General features: G+C 33.8%; 21 protein-coding genes. 14 read left to right on the top strand and 7 right to left on the bottom strand.

The window, feature by feature from the left end; translation table 11 throughout:
- Positions 1 to 75: 75 nt before the first annotated feature.
- Positions 76 to 462 carry a hypothetical protein gene (locus MKX72_RS18435; RefSeq protein ID WP_155007746.1) on the top strand — a complete coding sequence of 129 codons (387 nt, stop codon included), beginning with the start codon at positions 76 to 78 and terminating at the stop codon, positions 460 to 462.
- A 131-nt stretch (positions 463 to 593) separates the two neighbouring features.
- Here the strand turns inward: MKX72_RS18435 and MKX72_RS18430 are convergent, their stop codons facing one another.
- The gene (locus MKX72_RS18430) at positions 594 to 1,706 is read right to left on the bottom strand and encodes a type II asparaginase (protein WP_155007747.1); all 1,113 of its coding nucleotides are present in this window, start codon (positions 1,704 to 1,706) and stop codon (positions 594 to 596) included.
- A 290-nt stretch (positions 1,707 to 1,996) separates the two neighbouring features.
- Here MKX72_RS18430 and MKX72_RS18425 point away from each other — a divergent pair, with 290 nt between their 5' ends.
- Positions 1,997 to 2,260 (top strand): hypothetical protein, encoded by a 264-nt coding sequence (locus tag MKX72_RS18425; protein ID WP_155007748.1) that lies wholly within the window; start codon positions 1,997 to 1,999, stop codon positions 2,258 to 2,260.
- Positions 2,261 to 2,279: 19 nt separating this feature from the next.
- Complete coding sequence (locus MKX72_RS18420) at positions 2,280 to 2,840, top strand: SMI1/KNR4 family protein (RefSeq protein WP_155007749.1); 561 nt, start codon at positions 2,280 to 2,282, stop codon at positions 2,838 to 2,840.
- A gap of 108 nt (positions 2,841 to 2,948) precedes the next feature.
- Here MKX72_RS18420 and MKX72_RS18415 read toward each other — a convergent pair whose 3' ends face one another.
- Positions 2,949 to 3,167, bottom strand: a complete 219-nt coding sequence (locus MKX72_RS18415; protein ID WP_013058420.1) for a hypothetical protein — start codon at positions 3,165 to 3,167, stop codon at positions 2,949 to 2,951.
- A gap of 1,455 nt (positions 3,168 to 4,622) precedes the next feature.
- Between MKX72_RS18415 and MKX72_RS18410 the strand changes: the two genes are divergently transcribed.
- Together MKX72_RS18410 and MKX72_RS18405 are read left to right on the top strand one after the other, a co-directional pair.
- A complete protein-coding gene (locus tag MKX72_RS18410) occupies positions 4,623 to 5,543 on the top strand; it encodes a CPBP family intramembrane glutamic endopeptidase (protein ID WP_155007750.1) in 921 nt (306 codons plus the stop codon).
- A 43-nt stretch (positions 5,544 to 5,586) separates the two neighbouring features.
- Entirely contained in the window at positions 5,587 to 5,733 is a 147-nt protein-coding gene (locus MKX72_RS18405; protein WP_014458831.1) for a hypothetical protein, read from the top strand.
- A gap of 50 nt (positions 5,734 to 5,783) precedes the next feature.
- On the opposite strand, the gene MKX72_RS18400 is transcribed toward MKX72_RS18405, so the two are convergent.
- Positions 5,784 to 6,497, bottom strand: a complete 714-nt coding sequence (locus MKX72_RS18400; protein ID WP_014458832.1) for a hypothetical protein — start codon at positions 6,495 to 6,497, stop codon at positions 5,784 to 5,786.
- 608 nt (positions 6,498 to 7,105) lie between these two features.
- Between MKX72_RS18400 and MKX72_RS18395 the strand changes: the two genes are divergently transcribed.
- Together MKX72_RS18395 and MKX72_RS18390 are read left to right on the top strand one after the other, a co-directional pair.
- On the top strand, positions 7,106 to 7,489 hold the full coding sequence (locus MKX72_RS18395) for a hypothetical protein (RefSeq protein WP_155007752.1): 384 nt from the start codon (positions 7,106 to 7,108) through the stop codon (positions 7,487 to 7,489).
- Between the two features lie 195 nt (positions 7,490 to 7,684).
- Positions 7,685 to 7,852 carry a hypothetical protein gene (locus MKX72_RS18390; RefSeq protein ID WP_186808509.1) on the top strand — a complete coding sequence of 56 codons (168 nt, stop codon included), beginning with the start codon at positions 7,685 to 7,687 and terminating at the stop codon, positions 7,850 to 7,852.
- 401 nt (positions 7,853 to 8,253) lie between these two features.
- Here MKX72_RS18390 and MKX72_RS18385 read toward each other — a convergent pair whose 3' ends face one another.
- Positions 8,254 to 8,445: a hypothetical protein gene (locus MKX72_RS18385; RefSeq protein ID WP_034267423.1), complete on the bottom strand. Its 192-nt coding sequence runs from the start codon at positions 8,443 to 8,445 to the stop codon at positions 8,254 to 8,256.
- A gap of 411 nt (positions 8,446 to 8,856) precedes the next feature.
- On the opposite strand from MKX72_RS18385, the gene MKX72_RS18380 reads away from it, so the two are divergent.
- Positions 8,857 to 9,366: a GNAT family N-acetyltransferase gene (locus tag MKX72_RS18380; RefSeq protein WP_155007753.1), complete on the top strand. Its 510-nt coding sequence runs from the start codon at positions 8,857 to 8,859 to the stop codon at positions 9,364 to 9,366.
- A gap of 80 nt (positions 9,367 to 9,446) precedes the next feature.
- Entirely contained in the window at positions 9,447 to 10,649 is a 1,203-nt protein-coding gene (locus MKX72_RS18375; protein ID WP_155007754.1) for an iron-containing alcohol dehydrogenase, read from the top strand.
- Between the two features lie 79 nt (positions 10,650 to 10,728).
- On the opposite strand, the gene MKX72_RS18370 is transcribed toward MKX72_RS18375, so the two are convergent.
- The gene (locus MKX72_RS18370) at positions 10,729 to 11,322 is read right to left on the bottom strand and encodes a hypothetical protein (RefSeq protein ID WP_098626268.1); all 594 of its coding nucleotides are present in this window, start codon (positions 11,320 to 11,322) and stop codon (positions 10,729 to 10,731) included.
- Positions 11,323 to 11,421: 99 nt separating this feature from the next.
- On the bottom strand, positions 11,422 to 11,853 hold the full coding sequence (locus MKX72_RS18365) for a hypothetical protein (RefSeq protein ID WP_098626270.1): 432 nt from the start codon (positions 11,851 to 11,853) through the stop codon (positions 11,422 to 11,424).
- Between the two features lie 1,319 nt (positions 11,854 to 13,172).
- Between MKX72_RS18365 and MKX72_RS18360 the strand changes: the two genes are divergently transcribed.
- From MKX72_RS18360 to MKX72_RS18345, 4 genes are all read left to right on the top strand, one after another.
- Positions 13,173 to 13,715 (top strand): sigma-70 family RNA polymerase sigma factor, encoded by a 543-nt coding sequence (locus MKX72_RS18360; RefSeq protein WP_155007755.1) that lies wholly within the window; start codon positions 13,173 to 13,175, stop codon positions 13,713 to 13,715.
- Positions 13,699 to 14,790 carry a DUF4179 domain-containing protein gene (locus tag MKX72_RS18355; RefSeq protein ID WP_155007756.1) on the top strand — a complete coding sequence of 364 codons (1,092 nt, stop codon included), beginning with the start codon at positions 13,699 to 13,701 and terminating at the stop codon, positions 14,788 to 14,790. Before MKX72_RS18360 ends, MKX72_RS18355 begins: the two co-directional genes overlap by 17 nt.
- Positions 14,791 to 14,878: 88 nt before the next feature.
- On the top strand, positions 14,879 to 15,124 hold the full coding sequence (locus MKX72_RS18350; RefSeq protein ID WP_340760973.1) for a GH32 C-terminal domain-containing protein: 246 nt from the start codon (positions 14,879 to 14,881) through the stop codon (positions 15,122 to 15,124).
- Between the two features lie 152 nt (positions 15,125 to 15,276).
- Complete coding sequence (locus tag MKX72_RS18345; RefSeq protein WP_047750119.1) at positions 15,277 to 15,474, top strand: ChaB family protein; 198 nt, start codon at positions 15,277 to 15,279, stop codon at positions 15,472 to 15,474.
- A gap of 231 nt (positions 15,475 to 15,705) precedes the next feature.
- On the opposite strand, the gene MKX72_RS18340 is transcribed toward MKX72_RS18345, so the two are convergent.
- Positions 15,706 to 15,900 (bottom strand): hypothetical protein, encoded by a 195-nt coding sequence (locus tag MKX72_RS18340; RefSeq protein WP_028414863.1) that lies wholly within the window; start codon positions 15,898 to 15,900, stop codon positions 15,706 to 15,708.
- A gap of 290 nt (positions 15,901 to 16,190) precedes the next feature.
- Here MKX72_RS18340 and MKX72_RS18335 point away from each other — a divergent pair, with 290 nt between their 5' ends.
- Positions 16,191 to 16,823, top strand: a complete 633-nt coding sequence (locus tag MKX72_RS18335) for a TetR/AcrR family transcriptional regulator (protein ID WP_034267396.1) — start codon at positions 16,191 to 16,193, stop codon at positions 16,821 to 16,823.
- Positions 16,824 to 16,880 lie beyond the last annotated feature (57 nt).

Here is a 16,880-nt window from a genome sequence, read left to right as displayed (position 1 = left end):
AAAAAGGAATATTTGTTTAAATAAAACGATACTATTTTCTGATACAACCTATTCCTGCGAAAGGAGCAAAAGTAAATGAAACGAAATGTTGTGTATGGCTTATTACTAACAGTGTCTTTAGTATTTGCGATTTTTTTAATTGTTGATTGGCGCCAGTACGAAAATGGGTTAGAACACGCTATTAGACCTGCTGATGAAAACTATGAAAACAGCGAAAACTATATTTCTGACAAACGTATGATAGATGTAATTGTAAAGCTAACAGAAGAAAGTCCTGCAACATTTGGAACGAGATTAAAAAGTGCACAAAGAATAGATGAGAAACGTGTCCATGTGAATACCAATAAGCTAGAGGGAACTATTGAGTTAAAAGATATAGAAGGTAAGACCGTGGTATGGCGTGTCCTAGATAACACATCCCATCATTTAATTATGGAAAGCAAGAACTGGGGAAATGAATAAGGGACCTGCTGATGTTTTTTCTTATGAAAACAGGCTGAGACAAAAGTATGCTAGTGGTGTCTCAGCCTGTTTATACTTTTGTTACCGATTGTTCTTAAAGCACCAAAATAGAGGAGGAAAGATATTTTTGATTAATACTCATTAAAATATTCTTGAATCTTTTTAGGGTCCTTTGTTTTCGTTAAAGCAAGCATTAAAAGAATACGGGCTTTTTGTGGATTTAATGAATCGGATGTAACAAACTTATCTTTATCATCTGATTCTTCATGTGTCACAACCCCGCTGCCTACGCGGCTAGATCTAACAATAACTACGCCTTTTTTTACCGCATCTCTAGCACCTGTTAGGGCAGCATCAGATAGCAGCCCATTTCCTGCTCCTGCGACGACTATTCCTTTTGCTCCGGCTTTTACGGCCGTGTCATAAAAGTTCCTAGAGTCGTTTTGATACCCATATATGATGTCTACTTGAGGAAGCTTATCTAATTTTGATACATCGAATATTGATTGTGTTGTATGCTTGCGAGTTGGTTTGTTATAAAATAATACCTGATCTCCAGCTATTTCTCCTACATATCCCTGTTCAGGAGATTTAAACGTATCAACTGCTGTTGTATGCGTTTTTGTTATATAGCGAGCTGCGCCAATTCGATCGTTAAGCGCTACTAAAACGCCGTTATTTCGTGCTTCTTTTGTAGAAGCAATTTTCACTGCATTATACAAGTTTAGCGGCCCATCTGCACTTATAGCGGTAGCTGGTCTCATTGAACCAACCACAATTACAGGTTTTTCACTTTTTACTACTAAGTTTAGAAAATAAGCCGTTTCCTCCATCGTATCAGATCCGTGTGTTACGACAACACCGTCAACATCCTTAGACGCTAATAGTGTATTAATTCGTTTGGCTAACTTCAATAAAATGCTGTTATTTATATTTTGACTTCCGATATTTACGACTTGTTCTCCGCTTACATTCGCTAGTTTTTTTAACTGAGGAACAGCTTTAATGATTGTTTTAATATCAAGGGCTCCTGATTCATATCCAGTTGTGTCTGTGCTGCTTTCAGAAGAACCTGCAATCGTACCTCCAGTGGCCAAAACCTTTATATTGGGCAGCTCTTCTTTCACTGAATGTTTTACAGTCATTTTAGAATCATCTACTGATGCATTGACCAATGATAAAGGTTCCGAAAATAAGATAACGCTTGATAAAAAGGTGATGCCTATTATTTTTTTCACTTTCATCGTTACTTAGCTCCTTTTACGCAAAATACATGTGACAGTATTATTAGTAATTTGAGTTTGAAATATCCAAGGTGCTATTTTATTAAGATCTGTATTTGAAATATCTTTCTCCAAACAAATAAATTAGAAGAAAAGGTACACACTGTATGATAAAATGAGTAAATAATATTACAAATAAAGAAAAATATGGAACTTAACTATTCTAATAAGCTACTCTAACCAGTTTTAATAATCTTTTATAGAGGATGGAGATATCTAAAATACATAGAGTTTAAAAGGGAGAGAAAGTAGTGAAGCCGATCATTGTAGATGAACTAATAAAGAAGTTTTCCTTACTAGGTTTAAAAAAGGAGTGTGTGGAATTAGCAGTTGATTTAAACGATATTTACGAAGGCAGTAATAAACTTGATCGATTAATTAGAGAAACTCTTAGCTCTTCACTAAATCAAGAAAAGCTAATTGAACAATTGATTGAAATAGAGATAGAACTTGATCATATTCATTGGCATTATAAAAGCTTAAAAAAGGAATTAAAACAGTTACTTAATACTTAAGTTGGAAGAAGGTGAAGTCTTGAAAAAAGAATTTTATCAAGGGGAGAATTTTTGGAGCGACGATAGTGAATATAAGCGTATAGATTATCCGATAAATGATGAAATCGTAAAGCAAGCTGAAGCTATTTTAGGTGTTAAGTTACCTAGTTCATTATTGAATTTAATGAAAATAAGAAATGGTGGAGGACTTAACTACCCATACTTTATGCTACCTGATGGAGATACCGACAGTATTCCTTACGGGCAGAGAGCAAGGATTAGTGACATTGATCCTATACATTTTAAAAAGGATGATATAAGCATCTTGTCTTCTAAAGAACTATTAAAAGAAGTCAGCCTCACCGGTGAATTTGTGGTGTTATGGACGGATTTTCACTATTGGGTCGTGTTGGATTATCGCAATAGATCACAAAATCCTGCTGTTATGTATATCGCAGAAAACTTTTCAACTTCAACATACGACACTACAGAATGGGAGTATATTAAAATAGCAGACACTTTCGATGATTTTTTAAAGCAGCTATTTCGTGTACCACCATTAGATCCAAAACAATTAAAGAATGGTTATAGCCGCAAATAATGATTAAGCTAAATCAGTATCAAGGCTGTATATTTAATCATAAAAAAGGTTCCTATCTCTAAATGGATGGAACCTTTTTAAATACAATGAATTATTAACGTTTATTTCTTATAATAAAATGAATCCAGCTATTAATAAAACAGCACCCAGCATAATCCGGAATCCTGAAGATGACACTGGATCGGTTGCTATATCCGATGCTACTGCTAAAAAAACTAACGCTTTTTTAGTTTTTCCTTTTATGTTTTTATCCCTTATAATTATAAAAATTCCTGAAACCAACAGATACAAACCAATTATTAAAGATAATATAGGTATAAAAATCATTTTATTTCCACCTTCTTCTAAAGTGCTATAGCATAGTTGTTTTCTATGCTTTTCCGTAACAATATGTACGCTAGTAGTATCACCACTATGTTCCCATTTAAGAGATTACTTGCAACCTCCTTGAAGCTTTTGCATCAGAACCAATTCAGCTATATATGGTATATTGAGAAGAAGTATGATCTATACGGTTTTTTTACGAATCATGAAGCATTAAAAATAAGAAAGTTATTATGTATAAAAATAAAATAGTCCACCCTATATAAGCATCGTTTATAAAATCAAAAATAGGAAGTTTAATAAAAAGAAAATGACTTACTATAGGAAGCAAAACAAGAAGCCAAATAAATTGTTTATCCATTAAAATTTTAAAAAGGAAGATTACTAAAAGAATTGTTCCACATATAAGATAAATCAAATCATCCATATTATTTCACAAATTTCCAACCACCTAAAGGACTCCGATAGCTTAATTTTAGACACTAGACTGTTGTTCATACTTATTCCTCCAACGTTTAAAGCTGTTGTTTTTTCCTTTTCTATAAAATAATTTTTTGTTACGCTCTAAACTTTTTGACTATGTCAGTAGTACTTTACACCACTTACTTGTTCAGCCATATTAAACCTACCTTTTTCACCAGCCTCTTTGGTTCACCTTCATTATTATAGAATATACAACCAAAATTTCAATTAAAATCCAAAAATGCTATAAGATCAAAGATCAGTCCATAATGAGATGAAAAGAGTTAAAAGCACTCTTATGTAATATTTAAATATTCCTGCCAGAAAACGTGTGCACTTTTGCATAATGTTTTGATTTATTTAGATGCATTATAGTAATCTAGCAATTTTATTTGCGTTACTAAACACTTCATATTGATTATCCTCTTTTTCTTAGTTATAATGTAATTGTTACATTTGTAATAATAATGTAATATAATTGTAACTTATATACATTTTTGCGGTGTTAGATAGAATGGTAGCTAATTTTAAAAAATGAAAAGCTGTTTATGGATAAGCCCTTAGCGGTTGTGGTAGCAGCCGTAAGGTGAAAACTTTAGACAAAAAGGTGAGGACAATGTTGAAAAAAATATTTATTTTGGTTGTTCTAGGATATATATTCTTGAGTAGCAAGTATTTTCTTCAAAATTATGTGTATGCGGGCACGTATGAGCAGGATATAAAGGTTAACGATGACTTAGTGTCGAGTCTTCTTTTAGAAGAAGCTGTTTTTTAACGGCTTTTAAGGCGCTAAATTTTATATAAAGAGGTAATGGGTAGAGTTGTGATTTCTTAATCTTGTCAGCCTCTTTCCTTATCTTTAAAGGTAAAAAGTAGGCTGTAGTTAACATGATTGCAGGACTTCAAGTCCTAATAGATTTTTACATTGCCTAGACAACAACGAAGTAGAGAAGAACGATGTAGTTGAGAAGAGAAGGCTGAGGGAGTAAGAATAAAATGAAAAACTATTTAAATGTGGAAGAAGGCAAAAATAGCTGGAAGCGTTATGTAAGTACAACAATCCTTGCTTCTGTGTTTATGCTGTTAGGATCCATTATTTATATTATTGCTGAAATGATAATGGTTGCGGCTGATGAAAGTGGAAAATCATATGTTGATTTTGATAGCGGAGTAGCTGTAGGAATCAATGCTAATCTTGATTTTTTGTTGTCTCATATTATGTACATATGCTGGATTTTTGGTTTATGGATCGGGATTCGTTTTATTCACAAACGAAAAATGAAATCATTAATCACTGCTAACAAACGTGTGAACTGGAAGAAAGTAATATGGTCTTTTGGAGCTTTTAGTCTGTTACTAATCGTTTCACAATTAATTGATGTCGTGTTTAACCACTCGGATTATTCATGGAATCATGTAAGTTTAAAAGAGTATGCCCTGTTAGTACTGATCACGCTTTTATTAGTACCTATTCAAACAACAACAGAGGAGCTGTTTTTTAGAGGGCTTCTTCTTCAATGGGTGAGTAAGAAAGTGAAGCGTCCAATTTCACTTGCGATTATTGTGGGACTAATGTTTTCAATAGGTCATTTTGCTAATCCTGAAATGAATAAATCGATTATATTGGTGGGACTAGATTATATTGTAGCTGGTTTTGCTCTTACATATATCGCGATTAAAACAAAAAGCTTAGAAATTACCATTGGCGCACACGCAGCCAACAACATGTTTCTCGCCCTGTTCCTTACAACGGACGATTCTGTTTTCGGATCTATACCGAGTTTGTTTAAGGTAGCTAACACTGAGCCAGGAGCTAACCTTATTTGGTCGATTGTTATGTTTAGTGTTTTCTATATCTTATGTAGAGGGAAGATAAAAAAGGAAGAAGCAGCTGACAAAGATCAGCTTATTGCTTAAATTGGCACAACCAATACCTAAACAGGATAGGAGATGTAACAGAGTGAGTGGAAATCACGATGAAAATAAACCATTGACTCGTGCTGAAATGAAGCGGGGCCACTTAGCTACTCAACATCGCATTTTGAATGTACTTATCGTTCTTGCATCGATTGCTGCAGTATATCTAGTAATAAAAACGATACTTTAAAAGAGCAGCCTTTATGGCTGCTCTTTTTATTTTGTCCCAACACCTCGCAACTACCAATTGAAAAAAGCTTTTAACGAAATCATTGTAGCGGCGTAGACAAGAGATGAGATTAAAAAGGTAGGCAAATGCGCATGTTTTTCAAAAGGGAGCTCTTTACTGATTACGTTAAATAACATTGCACCTGAACTAAAAGCAATCATCGACTCAATAAGCAGTCCTGATGAGGGTCCGAAAACGCCCAGAATTGACCCAAGAAAAGTTGCTCCGGCCAGCATATAGCGACCTCTAGTTTTGTGTAAGCGCGGATGTTTTTTTCCTAGATGGTAAGACCATCCGATAAAATGAAGGCTGATAGCCAGTCCGTAGAATACTGATTCAACTCGCTTAACATCGGTTGAAAACACGACATAAGAAATGATAAAAGAATAAATCATAAAAAAACTAGCCTGTACCATATAAACGGTCAGTTCCGTTAGGTGTGTGGCTGCTTTTGTCTGAGCAAATGAATACACCGAAAAATAGACGAGTAAGCCGAGAAGACCAAGAAAATATAGTTCAGTATCAAGGGCTAGCGATCCTCCAAACTCTTCTTGTTTCTTATGAAGCGTCGGTAAGATATAAATAAATACATAAGCAATAGCTACACCACCTGATAATGAGAGCAGCTTTTGCTCCCCGATTGGAGAACGTTCGACAATCGTTAATGCGTATAATTGAATGAGGATAAAAACAATACCTATTATAATTGATTCAATTGTAACCATGATGGTCTCCTTTTAAGGTTCACTTTTAGGGTTTAATTCCCTTTAATAGAAGAAGAGAAACCATGATTTAGATGGAAACATTGCTGAATTATAGGTAGATGTTCGTAAACGTCATACTTTTAAGAATGGTGTTAGTTGATAGTATATACATATTTTACTTACTTATTATTAGCTAGAGAAAAGGTATTTATTATAAAGGAAAGCTGTTGAGTTCATGGGTGAAGGCATATCCATTATGTATTTTGGTATAGCTAGAATTTTTAAATGGCGGCCCTGAAGGATTCCTTTAGGAGAACGCTTTCCTATTCCTTCTATTTATTATGTTAATTAAGAAACAACATTATGATATAAAATATAGAAAAAATGTTATTATATAGATATTGATTTAAAAATAAAATAATGTATAGGGGATATCAGCTAATATGTTTTTTGTCATTATAGGATTTATAGCCGTCTTTATCACTTTATGTTCGTTAGAAGCTAAGCTAAGAACGATAGTGAAACAAAATAATAGATTAATTAAATTACTTGAAAAGAAGAATAGATACTAACAAAAAATCACCTAATAGGATAGTTGGGTGCTTTTTTATCGTGTAGGAGGATTTAAATTGAAAAGGAAGTTTTTGTTTTTAGGACTTATATCTATTTTTTTATTAGTATTGTGTAGCTGTGGCAGCAAAGAAGAAAGTGTGCGTTTTGAAGGTGAAGGAGATCATTGGAAAGCTTTGTATCTTTTAAATAAAGGCGAGAATACTCAAAACGGGCAAGGCAGTATCATTTATAAAGGAAAAGACAAAGAGAAATTAGGAAAAGTTTCTTATGTTGTGGAAGGGGAAACAAGCAAATTATCAGGTGCGGATGACGAGACAGAAGGGAAAATTAATTTAAATGGAAGCTGCAGTGGGTGTTCGACCCAAAGCAGCAACGCTCCTTTTCATGTGACAATAAAATGGAATGGTAAAGAAGATAAATTTGATTTAACATCAAAGTAAAACGATAAAACGTTGTATGTATATGAAACTAAAAATCTGGCACATTAATAACGTATTTTTCCTATTCTAATAAAGTTAAAAACCCTTTGCCTACATCAGGGAAGGATTTTTTTAAAAAATTTTGCATTTATTGGTTGTTAATCTGAATAAAGGGGAATTACATCTAGTAAGAGCATACAAAGGGGATAAACAGTAGTGACAAATTATAGGTACTATACGGGATCCCTGTTCGTCAGGGAATTAGAACGTTTAAAAGAAGAATATATTCAACTTGATCTCGATGATATGAAAAAAATGGTTGAAGAAGATATTTTACTGTTGGAAAAAGCGGTTAATATGCTGTCTACGAATACCATTTCTTAAGTTAAGCAACTTACTCAAGAAGCAATAAAGCATTATTTAACGACTACTGTTCATTCAATTTTTAAAAAAAGCTACCTCTTTTGACTGGGAAGAGGTGGTCTTTTTCAATTTCTAGACTGGATAGGGCATATGAAACAAAAAAAGCGTTTGAAAGAAGTTTTATAACATTTCCTAGTTTCTAACAAATGTTGCCCAAACAAAAAAAGGACATTTCTTCTATGCCCTGTTCCCTCATATCAGCCCCGCCTACGCTAAATACTATGACAGCCACTCATGCCATCCAACCTATACTTAGTATAAAAGAAAACGTTTACAAAGTAAAGATATTAATGAAATATTCTGTCTATTTTTATATTAAACGTATCTATTTCGAATAATATCAAATATAATAGATGAAATTTTTAATGTCTAGAGATTAGCTCACTCATTAATCTGTTTAAAGCAATGTGTAATATATCATGTTCTGTATACTCTTGTTCAAAGGCTAGACTTCTTTTTTCTTTTTTCCTCAACAACTTTCTAATTTCCTCACATAAGTAAATTTGAGAATCCAAAAGTTTTATTTCTTTTCTATCTTTTGTTTGTTTAGACATGAAATCAACTCCTTTATGATTCTTTAAGGAACTATTCTACCTTAAAAAGTAAAAATCCTTCTTCTATTACATCGGATTAACGTAATGGGGTTTATTAGAAGAACCAACCTCAGATTAGAGAAAATTGATTTAATAGCTCAAACCGATGAATTAACCCTAATTAAAGACAAAGATTAACTATACGTAAAATGTAAGAGAGGGTTTTTTTATTGATTCCAGAATTATATACAAAAGTGTTCTATTTAAACAGATTAATGGCTTCATTCAATTATGCATCTACTTATTTTAATTTGGCTGTTGTATATCGTAAGTAGAAATACACATTTAGCTTTGTCAGCGATATTTATGGAATCAAGTATGGAATGAATTGTAATTTGTGATTGCATTTCTTTAGAAGGAGAAGATAAATCAATGAGTACAAAAAGAATACATCTTACGCCATTTGAAACTACGCACATTCAATACTTACATAAATGGTTAAATGATGAACGGGCAATACGAGTGATAGGCAGAACACCTTTAACTTATGAAGAGGTAGTACAAGAAGTAGAAAAGAAAAGAATGAACAACGATTTAATTTTAGGAATTGAAAGCGATGAAAAAGAATTAGTCGGATGGGTATTTCTGAAGGATATAGACTATGCACATGGAAGAGCTAGTATAGGAATTCTTCTATCTTCAGAATCTAGAGGTCACGGATATGGTCGAATGGCTATGGAGCAAATGATTGATCTAGGGTTTAAACAGCTTCGTCTAAATAAAATCTATTTAACCACAAGGGGAATAAACGAACAGGCCATTACACTATATGAAAAGATTGGTTTTGTTACCGAAGGAAAATTAAGAAACCATGCCTATGTGGATGGGAAATACGTAGATACATATTTTATGGGTATATTAGCTTCAGAGTGGAATAAGTAAGCTTACCGGCCATGATGAAATTTTAAAAACTAGTACTTCTTAAGATATGTATTTGATTTTAGACAACGGGAGGGGTATAAATGAAATCTTATAACTATTTTTGTTCTACTCGAATTGAGGTAGGAATGGGGAAAGCTAGAGAATTACCAGAAATGCTGACATCTTTAAATATTGGTTCATCAATTTTAGTCGTGAGTGACCCTGGTGTGGTTCGTGCGGGATTAGTTTCACCAATTGTAACTGCCCTGGAGGCTGCTGGTTATCGAGTGCTGGTATTTGATTCAATTGAACAAAACCCTCGAGATACGAATTGCTTGGAAGGTGCTAAGTTATTTCGTGACTTTAGTGCGGATGCAGTTGTTGCCATTGGTGGCGGGAGTGCGATGGACACAGGAAAAGCTATTGCGCTGTGCGGCCCAAACGGCGGGGAACCATCTGACTATGCAGACGGCCGACTTCTGTATTCAAACATTGCACCAGTTATTTGTATTCCAACTACTTCAGGTACTGGCTCAGAGGTTACTCGGTCTGCTGTAATTACGGAAGCATCTACACATCGAAAGATGACGCTCAAACATGCTTCATTAAGACCTGTCTTGGCGATTCTTGATGCTGAACTAACATTAAGTCTTCCTCCTTCTGTTACGGCTGCGACTGGCATTGATGCCCTCGTTCATGCGATTGAAGGTTATACCTGTAAAGTCACAAATCCTATTTCACAAGCGCTTGGGGCTCAAGCAATGAGAACGATTGTTTCGGCATTGCCTATCGTTTTCCGCGATGGTAAAAATGAAGCGGCTCGTCAAGATATGCTGGAAGGAAGTCTCTTAGCTGGCTTGTGTTTCGGATCTGCAGATGTTGCTTCGGTACACTGCTTAGCAGAAGCGCTTGGAGGGCTTTATGATACCCCGCATGGAGTTGCTAACGCAGTGTTTTTACCATACGTATTACGTTTTAATTCTATGGAGAATAAGCAGCTGCATGCTACATTAGCAAGGTATATGAATTTTGCCAAAGATTCAGATTCAGATGAAATAGCTGTTGAAAAATTAATTCAAGGAATTATAGAATTAACAGAATCATTAAATATTCCTAAATTAAAAAAGCTAGAGGGTGTAAAGAAAGAAGACTTTCCGAGCATTGTAAAGTTGGCTATGCAAAACAACTCAACGCCAAGTAACGTCCGCTTAATTACCGAGGCTGATTATATGCAAATTCTTGAACAAGCTTACTTTGACCGTGTAGATAAAAAACGGCATTCTGAAGTAGAGAGCTTGAATTAAAGAATGAAAATTAAAAACCGGCCCCAATTGTCAGACAGTGTCTAACGATTTGGGGCCAGTTTTTAAGCAGTATCTATTTTTAATAAGAAGATACGTAATACCAGTTCTTATGTACTTTTTCTATCTGTTTAAAATCTCCGTCAAAATCGCTTTTTGAAGGTTTATGATCATTTGGGTCATAAACAAATCCTGAGAAATTGTCTAGCATTCCGCGGTACGTAAAGAAAAGAATGGATGTCGACTTTCCTTTTGTTTCTACTTCAATGTCGCCTCCGCCTTTAGACAATTGAGTATACTCTTTTGGCAATTGAATAAGTGATGGACTATCGGGTACGTTAGGTTTAATCACGCCATTTTCTATTTTAGCCGCAGCTTCTTCTCTCTTCTCTTGATGGATTTTAAAGTTCAAATCCAAGTTGACTTGAGTAAAGGGAAAGAAGAACCATAATATAATAGTAATGAGCTGAATAACAAGCGGCTGCCACTTTCTATTTTTAAAAAGATGAATCAATGCCCATACAGTTATGATGATAAAAAAGGCATATACAAATAACCAAACAGGCAACATTAAAAATTCCGTTATCATATCAACCAGATCCCACTGGAATAACGATACTAGAATAACTAACAAACTACTAACTAACGACAAAAGCAACAATCGACTACGTTTCACACATTTTCCTCTTTCTGAAATTATTCTTTTCTATAATATATATGAAAATCCTTCTGTATCATAATGTACGTTTTCGTTAGAAGCAAAAGCAAACCTTAATTAAATTTTCTTTCTGTTAAAAACCTTATTTATAAGTAGCAAAGTATGATAAAAAGTATTAGATGCAAGAATACCCAGTGCAAAAAAATAAAATAACAATTGGTAATCTAACTGAATTCCTTCAAACAGAAAGTAAAATGCTAAAGCAGGAACTAATCCTGCTAACGAGTACATTAATAGCTTAGAAAAGTACATTTTTCTTGTCTGCATGTTATGTGCTAGCATATCAATTAGATAGGAACAAATAATTCCAACAACTATATAAACGGGTAAAGTATACATGAATGTAAATACGAATGTATCTGTAAAGCTGAAGTAATAAATATTAGGTTCTTTTTCACTTTCAGGTGTTAAGCTGATTATCCCATAGACAGCACTAAAAATAGCAGTAGATAAAAGGGATGTAACAACTAGTTTTATAAAGCGACTCAAGGCAGTTCTCCTTTAATTTTATACTTAGTTCAGCTTTTTATCTTTTCTAGTCTTCTTGTTTGCTTAAAATGAATTTTAGTAGAGGTAAATCACTAATGCTAAATAAATCTGTGGGCTAGCTTGACCCACCCCAAGTAAGAGATTCCTAAAATAAAAGCCCAAAGAAATGCTACACGAATATTTCTAGGTATAGAAATCCACAGCTTTAACATGTTCCAAAGTAAATGATCTTTATTCGATTTTTTCATTGTTCGTAGATCCTTCCTCAGTTAAGCAGTTCTAAACCATTCTTGCTTACGTAATAGACTAAGTTTCTTTTTAGCAGTCATTGTTTCCTTGGAAGGCAAAAACGGTAGTGTTCCTTTAAATAAATCTTCTATCAACAAAATCACCTCTTATACAGTTAAAGGTAATTATATCATTAATTCCCATAAGTGGAGTTCTTTTTTAATTAACTATCATATGAATTCCTTAAAATGTAGTATGTACAGCAACGACATAATAAAATTCTTGTTTTTTCACACAATGTTTACGTATATACCTTACTAGAAGGGGATTATTTCTATCTAAAATTGTATGACAACCTTTCAATTAATATGCTATAATTATTTATAGACCTAATCTTTCTTAAACTTTTGCAATGCTTAAAATTCGAAAAAGCCATCTCACTTTTTAATATCAAAAGAATGAGGTGGCTTTTTATTTTATGATGTAGTTTATTCCTCTTCAGGAATCTTAATTAAAATAGTGATAGCAACTGTTGTCAGAAATATAACCCCTAAAATGATCAATAGATTTGTACTCATATGTCCCATCTGCCCTTCTGCTATAATCCCTATAATGTCATTTTAACAAAGAAAACAATTGAATAGAATAAGAAATGAAAGCGTTTTATTTTTTATTTATAATCTCCTTCGAAAGATACGTACTTTTAGTTCCACGTACTGTTATGTAAGTACAACATCTTGTTCTTCGTTCTTGGATGTGGATTGCAAGGCTTTGAATTTATTCGAGAAATGACTACTGCAAGAGGATCAGAAATAATGATGCTTTTAATCATAAAACAAGGGATATGTGTTTTATCCAAAGCAACAGACTCATCCATCCAATTATCTAAGTAACTTGAAACTTGGAGCACACCATTCTTCTCATGCAGCATGTACAGATGTCACGAATCGTTTTCACAAGAGCATAGGGTATTTATCGCTGATATTTTACTTTATAGATAGTAAAAATAAAATATTTTTTGAAAAAAATGGAGATAATGAAACTTTTTGCTTGTTGAGACGACTCTAATTAATGAAGGGAGTGATAATACTGTGAAACATAATATACATACAGTAAAACAAGCAATAAACGGAGACAGCAGAGCTTTTGAAGAGCTGCTTTTTCAAAAAGAGAAAATGCTTTATTATAAAGCTCTTTCTTATGTTGGAACAAAGGAAGATGCTCTTGATGTTATCCAAGAAACAGCATGTAAAGCCTTTCTGGCGATAGGTCACTTGCGAGAACCAGAATATTTTTCAACCTGGCTATTTAAAATCCTTATTCGAGAGTGTTACAAGCTATTAAAGAAACGAGAACAAATCGTACCTTATGAAGAACACGAATTATTAAAGAGGTTAGATGAAAAACAAGAAAAAGAAATTGAATCTTTTCATTTAACTGAGGCATTATCTAAACTTAATTCATCTTATCAAACGTCTATTATCTTATTTTACTACCATGATCTATCCATTCAGGATATTTCGGACGTGATGGAAAAACCGGTTGGTACAGTAAAAACGTATCTACGTAGAGCAAAGAAAAAATTGAGAAGTGAATTAGAAAGGAGCTATAAATTAAATGAAAGAATCTCATGAGCATGTAGAAAATTTCCCACAAGAACAGGTTCGGTCAGCTATTCAAGCAGGTATCAGTCAAGCAGAATCACAAATGAGTGGTAACAAGGTAAGTTATAAATATAGCCATAAAATCAGTAATAAAAAAAGGAAAGGCTTATATGCTTTGTCTAGTGTGGCAGTCGCTTTTGGACTATTAGTTGCTTCTTCTTATCAATCTCCAGCTTTAGCAAGCACTTTGTCTCAAATACCTCTTATTGGTTCTGTTTTTGCAGATTCTAATTCCGTTGGTTTGAAACAAGCTCAAAAAAATGGACTGACCAGCCAGGTTGGAGAGACCCAAACTGTTAATGGAATATCTGTTACGCTTGATGAAATTTTATACGACCAAAGTGGCATTAGCCTTAGTTATATCATAAAATCAGAAAAAAAATTGGGAGAATATTATTTTGGTAGCGGTATGGATTTTACCATAAATGGAAAATCACCTGACGGATCTTCGGGTGGATATGAAGAAAAAGTTCAATCTGCCACAACTCGAACGGCCATTCAGGAGATAAACGTATCCGAAGATATGCCAAATGCTTTTGAGCTTGGATTAATCTTACACGGTGAAAATGGGGAAACGTGGTATTTCTCAAATCCAATCAAAAAAATTACGGATATTAAGCAGGTTCCTATTAATCAATTACAGAATGTTGATGGCATCACTCTTAATGTTAAGGACTTATCTTTAAGTAAAACAGGTATGAACATATCTTATGAGAGTTCTGAAAAAGGAGAGGACTTTGAACTAAGCAGAGCTGGATATATAGAATTCCAAGTATTTGATCAAGATGGAAAGGAAATTACAAGCCATTCAGGTGGAGCAAGCGGTCAAAAAGTGAAAGATAAGCTAGTGTTTAAGAGTAATAAAAAGTTTGATCCAATTGACTCACATGTTACTGAATTAACCGTTACTCCTTATTTATCTCTTCCAACAGACGGGGGAGGAGTTGAATTCGATGAAAACGGCGAGTCAAGGGATATAGGTTTTAAAGGTGGCTCTTTAAAACTAGTCAAATTTAAACCTTTTAAAGTGAAAATACCGCAATAAGTTTATTTTGTAAAAAGAGCTGATATCCAGCTCTTTTTACTTTTTTGAATCACCCTACATTAAGTATTAAAAGAGATAGTGCACAAAAATCTCCTCTAATGCTATTACTCCAATTAAAGATCGAGTCGAATCGATAAAATCTTTTATTGTTTTTTCTTACGAGGTTTCAATTGAAGTTTTTATTAATGAAGGCGAGAAAGTGATGACGAGCAGAATCTATCCTGTAGAAAATGCAAAAGGTATTTGTTTCTTTGCTGATCAAGAAATTGAATTGATTACCTTAAGCAAATGGAACTTAAGTAAGGGCGTTTCCCCGCTGATGTTTAAAGGGTAATTAGATTCACTTGAAGAACAGGCTTCCTAGAGAGGTGCTGTTCTTTTTTATAGAGTCAAAACTCCAATTCATTTTCAGAGTTTATTAAATGTTTATACTCATTAAAAACAGGTAAATCAGTAGTAAAAGACGTTTTCAAGGAGGAATACTATATGCCTTACAATTCATTAAAAGAATTGCCTGATGGAGTAAAAGATAACCTTCCTCATCATGCTCAGGAAATTTATAAAGAAGCATTTAACTCAGCGAGTGACGAATACAAAGAAGAAGCTACGGCGCATAAAGTCGCTTGGAATGCAGTAAAAACAAAGTACGAAAAGGATAGTAATGACAACTGGGTGAAAAAATAGCGAGAAAAGAGCTTAAAAGAAGTTTAGTGGAAGGAAGATTCGAACGATAAACTGTTCGGATCTTTTTATTATGAGGGGGAATGTAGGTGCTTGTAGCCGTTAATTGGATAGCAAGGCGAAAGACTCCTGCAGACTCACTTGCCGCCTGCGAAAAGCGAAGCCTTGCATGGAAATTAACAGCGGTGTAACAAGCCATTCATACTCGATCATTTATCCCTTTTATATCATTACTTATTCTTTTTCAGCTACGGTAAAGTATTGAACGCTGCTTTTAACGAGTACCAAGTCATTTGCTAAGTCCAATACTTTACTTTTATCTTCAAATCTATATTGTATGTAGTTCTTTGCACGAATAAGTGATTTAGTTTCAACTATATGACTGATTTCACCATTGATTAAATGAAACGTTACTTCAAACTTTTTCATAAGAAAACACCTCCATAATATCAATTTTTACTATTACCTCATTTCTAATACCATTTCTTTTGAACGTTTTTACAAAAGATTTCACTCTTGAGTTCACGCCACCGGTGTCTAACAACGAAATGATTTGTTCTGCACCCATTTTTGATATTGACAGATTGGCAATACTTTGTGAGACTTAATATACATAATGTTCATTAGTTTACATTATGTATAGAATATATGCTGATGATACAGGATAGTTTAAATAGTCCATCGTATGTCTTAATAAAAGTGATACAAGGAGATCAACTATGTCTAAAAAAACAAAAGTAGATCCTAGGATAAAAAGAACAAACAAATACTTAAGAGACGCTTTAGTCGAACTTCTTAAAGAGAAAGATGTCACGTCCATTACGATTCAAGAAATTACGGAAAAAGCGGAATTAACGCGAGGAACATTTTATTTACGCTATCAAGATAAGCAAGACTTTCTTGTTCAGATCATGAATGAAGTTTTAGAAGAACTAATAGAGCAGGTAAAGCCTAAACAAAATAACGAGGCTTCCTCAGAAGTAGAAGAAAAAGATGAGTCTGTTTCTTTTTTAAAGCTTTTTGAATTTATCTACGAACACGCTGATTATTTTAAAGTCATGCTAAGTGACCGAGGATTGCCTCAATTCAGAAGTCATATGACGGAAATTGTAAAGAAAAGAGTGTACGGAGAGCTAATCTCTTCGATTGGAGAAGCAGAGGATGGACTGGATATTCCTAAAGATATCCTGATTAGCTATATCACATCAGCTCATATAGGTGTCATTTGTTCTTGGTTAGAAAGCGATATGAAATTTAGCCCTGCATTTATGGCTGATAAATTAACCCGTTTAACCCTTCTAGGGCCAATTCGAGTGGCAGGTTTAGAAAATAAAATAAAGCTTCCTTACTGAAGCTTTATTTTTTAGTTTGTTGAAATAAAGATATTTTACAATCATGAAAGGCAGAAA

The organism is Priestia sp. FSL R5-0597 (genome assembly GCF_038006305.1).
Classification (GTDB): domain Bacteria; phylum Bacillota; class Bacilli; order Bacillales; family Bacillaceae_H; genus Priestia; species Priestia zanthoxyli.
This window is presented reverse-complemented; position numbering and strand designations above follow the sequence as displayed.

Coding starts and splice junctions, on each gene's coding strand:
- MKX72_RS18375 (WP_155007754.1), top strand. CDS start 9,447: ATGAAATCTTATAACTATTTTTGTTCTACTCGAATTGAGGTAGGAATG.
- MKX72_RS18435 (WP_155007746.1), top strand. CDS start 76: ATGAAACGAAATGTTGTGTATGGCTTATTACTAACAGTGTCTTTAGTA.
- MKX72_RS18355 (WP_155007756.1), top strand. CDS start 13,699: ATGAAAGAATCTCATGAGCATGTAGAAAATTTCCCACAAGAACAGGTT.
- MKX72_RS18410 (WP_155007750.1), top strand. CDS start 4,623: ATGAAAAACTATTTAAATGTGGAAGAAGGCAAAAATAGCTGGAAGCGT.
- MKX72_RS18380 (WP_155007753.1), top strand. CDS start 8,857: ATGAGTACAAAAAGAATACATCTTACGCCATTTGAAACTACGCACATT.
- MKX72_RS18415 (WP_013058420.1), bottom strand. CDS start 3,167: ATGATTTTTATACCTATATTATCTTTAATAATTGGTTTGTATCTGTTG.
- MKX72_RS18340 (WP_028414863.1), bottom strand. CDS start 15,900: ATGAAAAAGTTTGAAGTAACGTTTCATTTAATCAATGGTGAAATCAGT.
- MKX72_RS18345 (WP_047750119.1), top strand. CDS start 15,277: ATGCCTTACAATTCATTAAAAGAATTGCCTGATGGAGTAAAAGATAAC.
- MKX72_RS18400 (WP_014458832.1), bottom strand. CDS start 6,497: ATGGTTACAATTGAATCAATTATAATAGGTATTGTTTTTATCCTCATT.
- MKX72_RS18430 (WP_155007747.1), bottom strand. CDS start 1,706: ATGAAAGTGAAAAAAATAATAGGCATCACCTTTTTATCAAGCGTTATC.
- MKX72_RS18335 (WP_034267396.1), top strand. CDS start 16,191: ATGTCTAAAAAAACAAAAGTAGATCCTAGGATAAAAAGAACAAACAAA.
- MKX72_RS18385 (WP_034267423.1), bottom strand. CDS start 8,445: ATGTCTAAACAAACAAAAGATAGAAAAGAAATAAAACTTTTGGATTCT.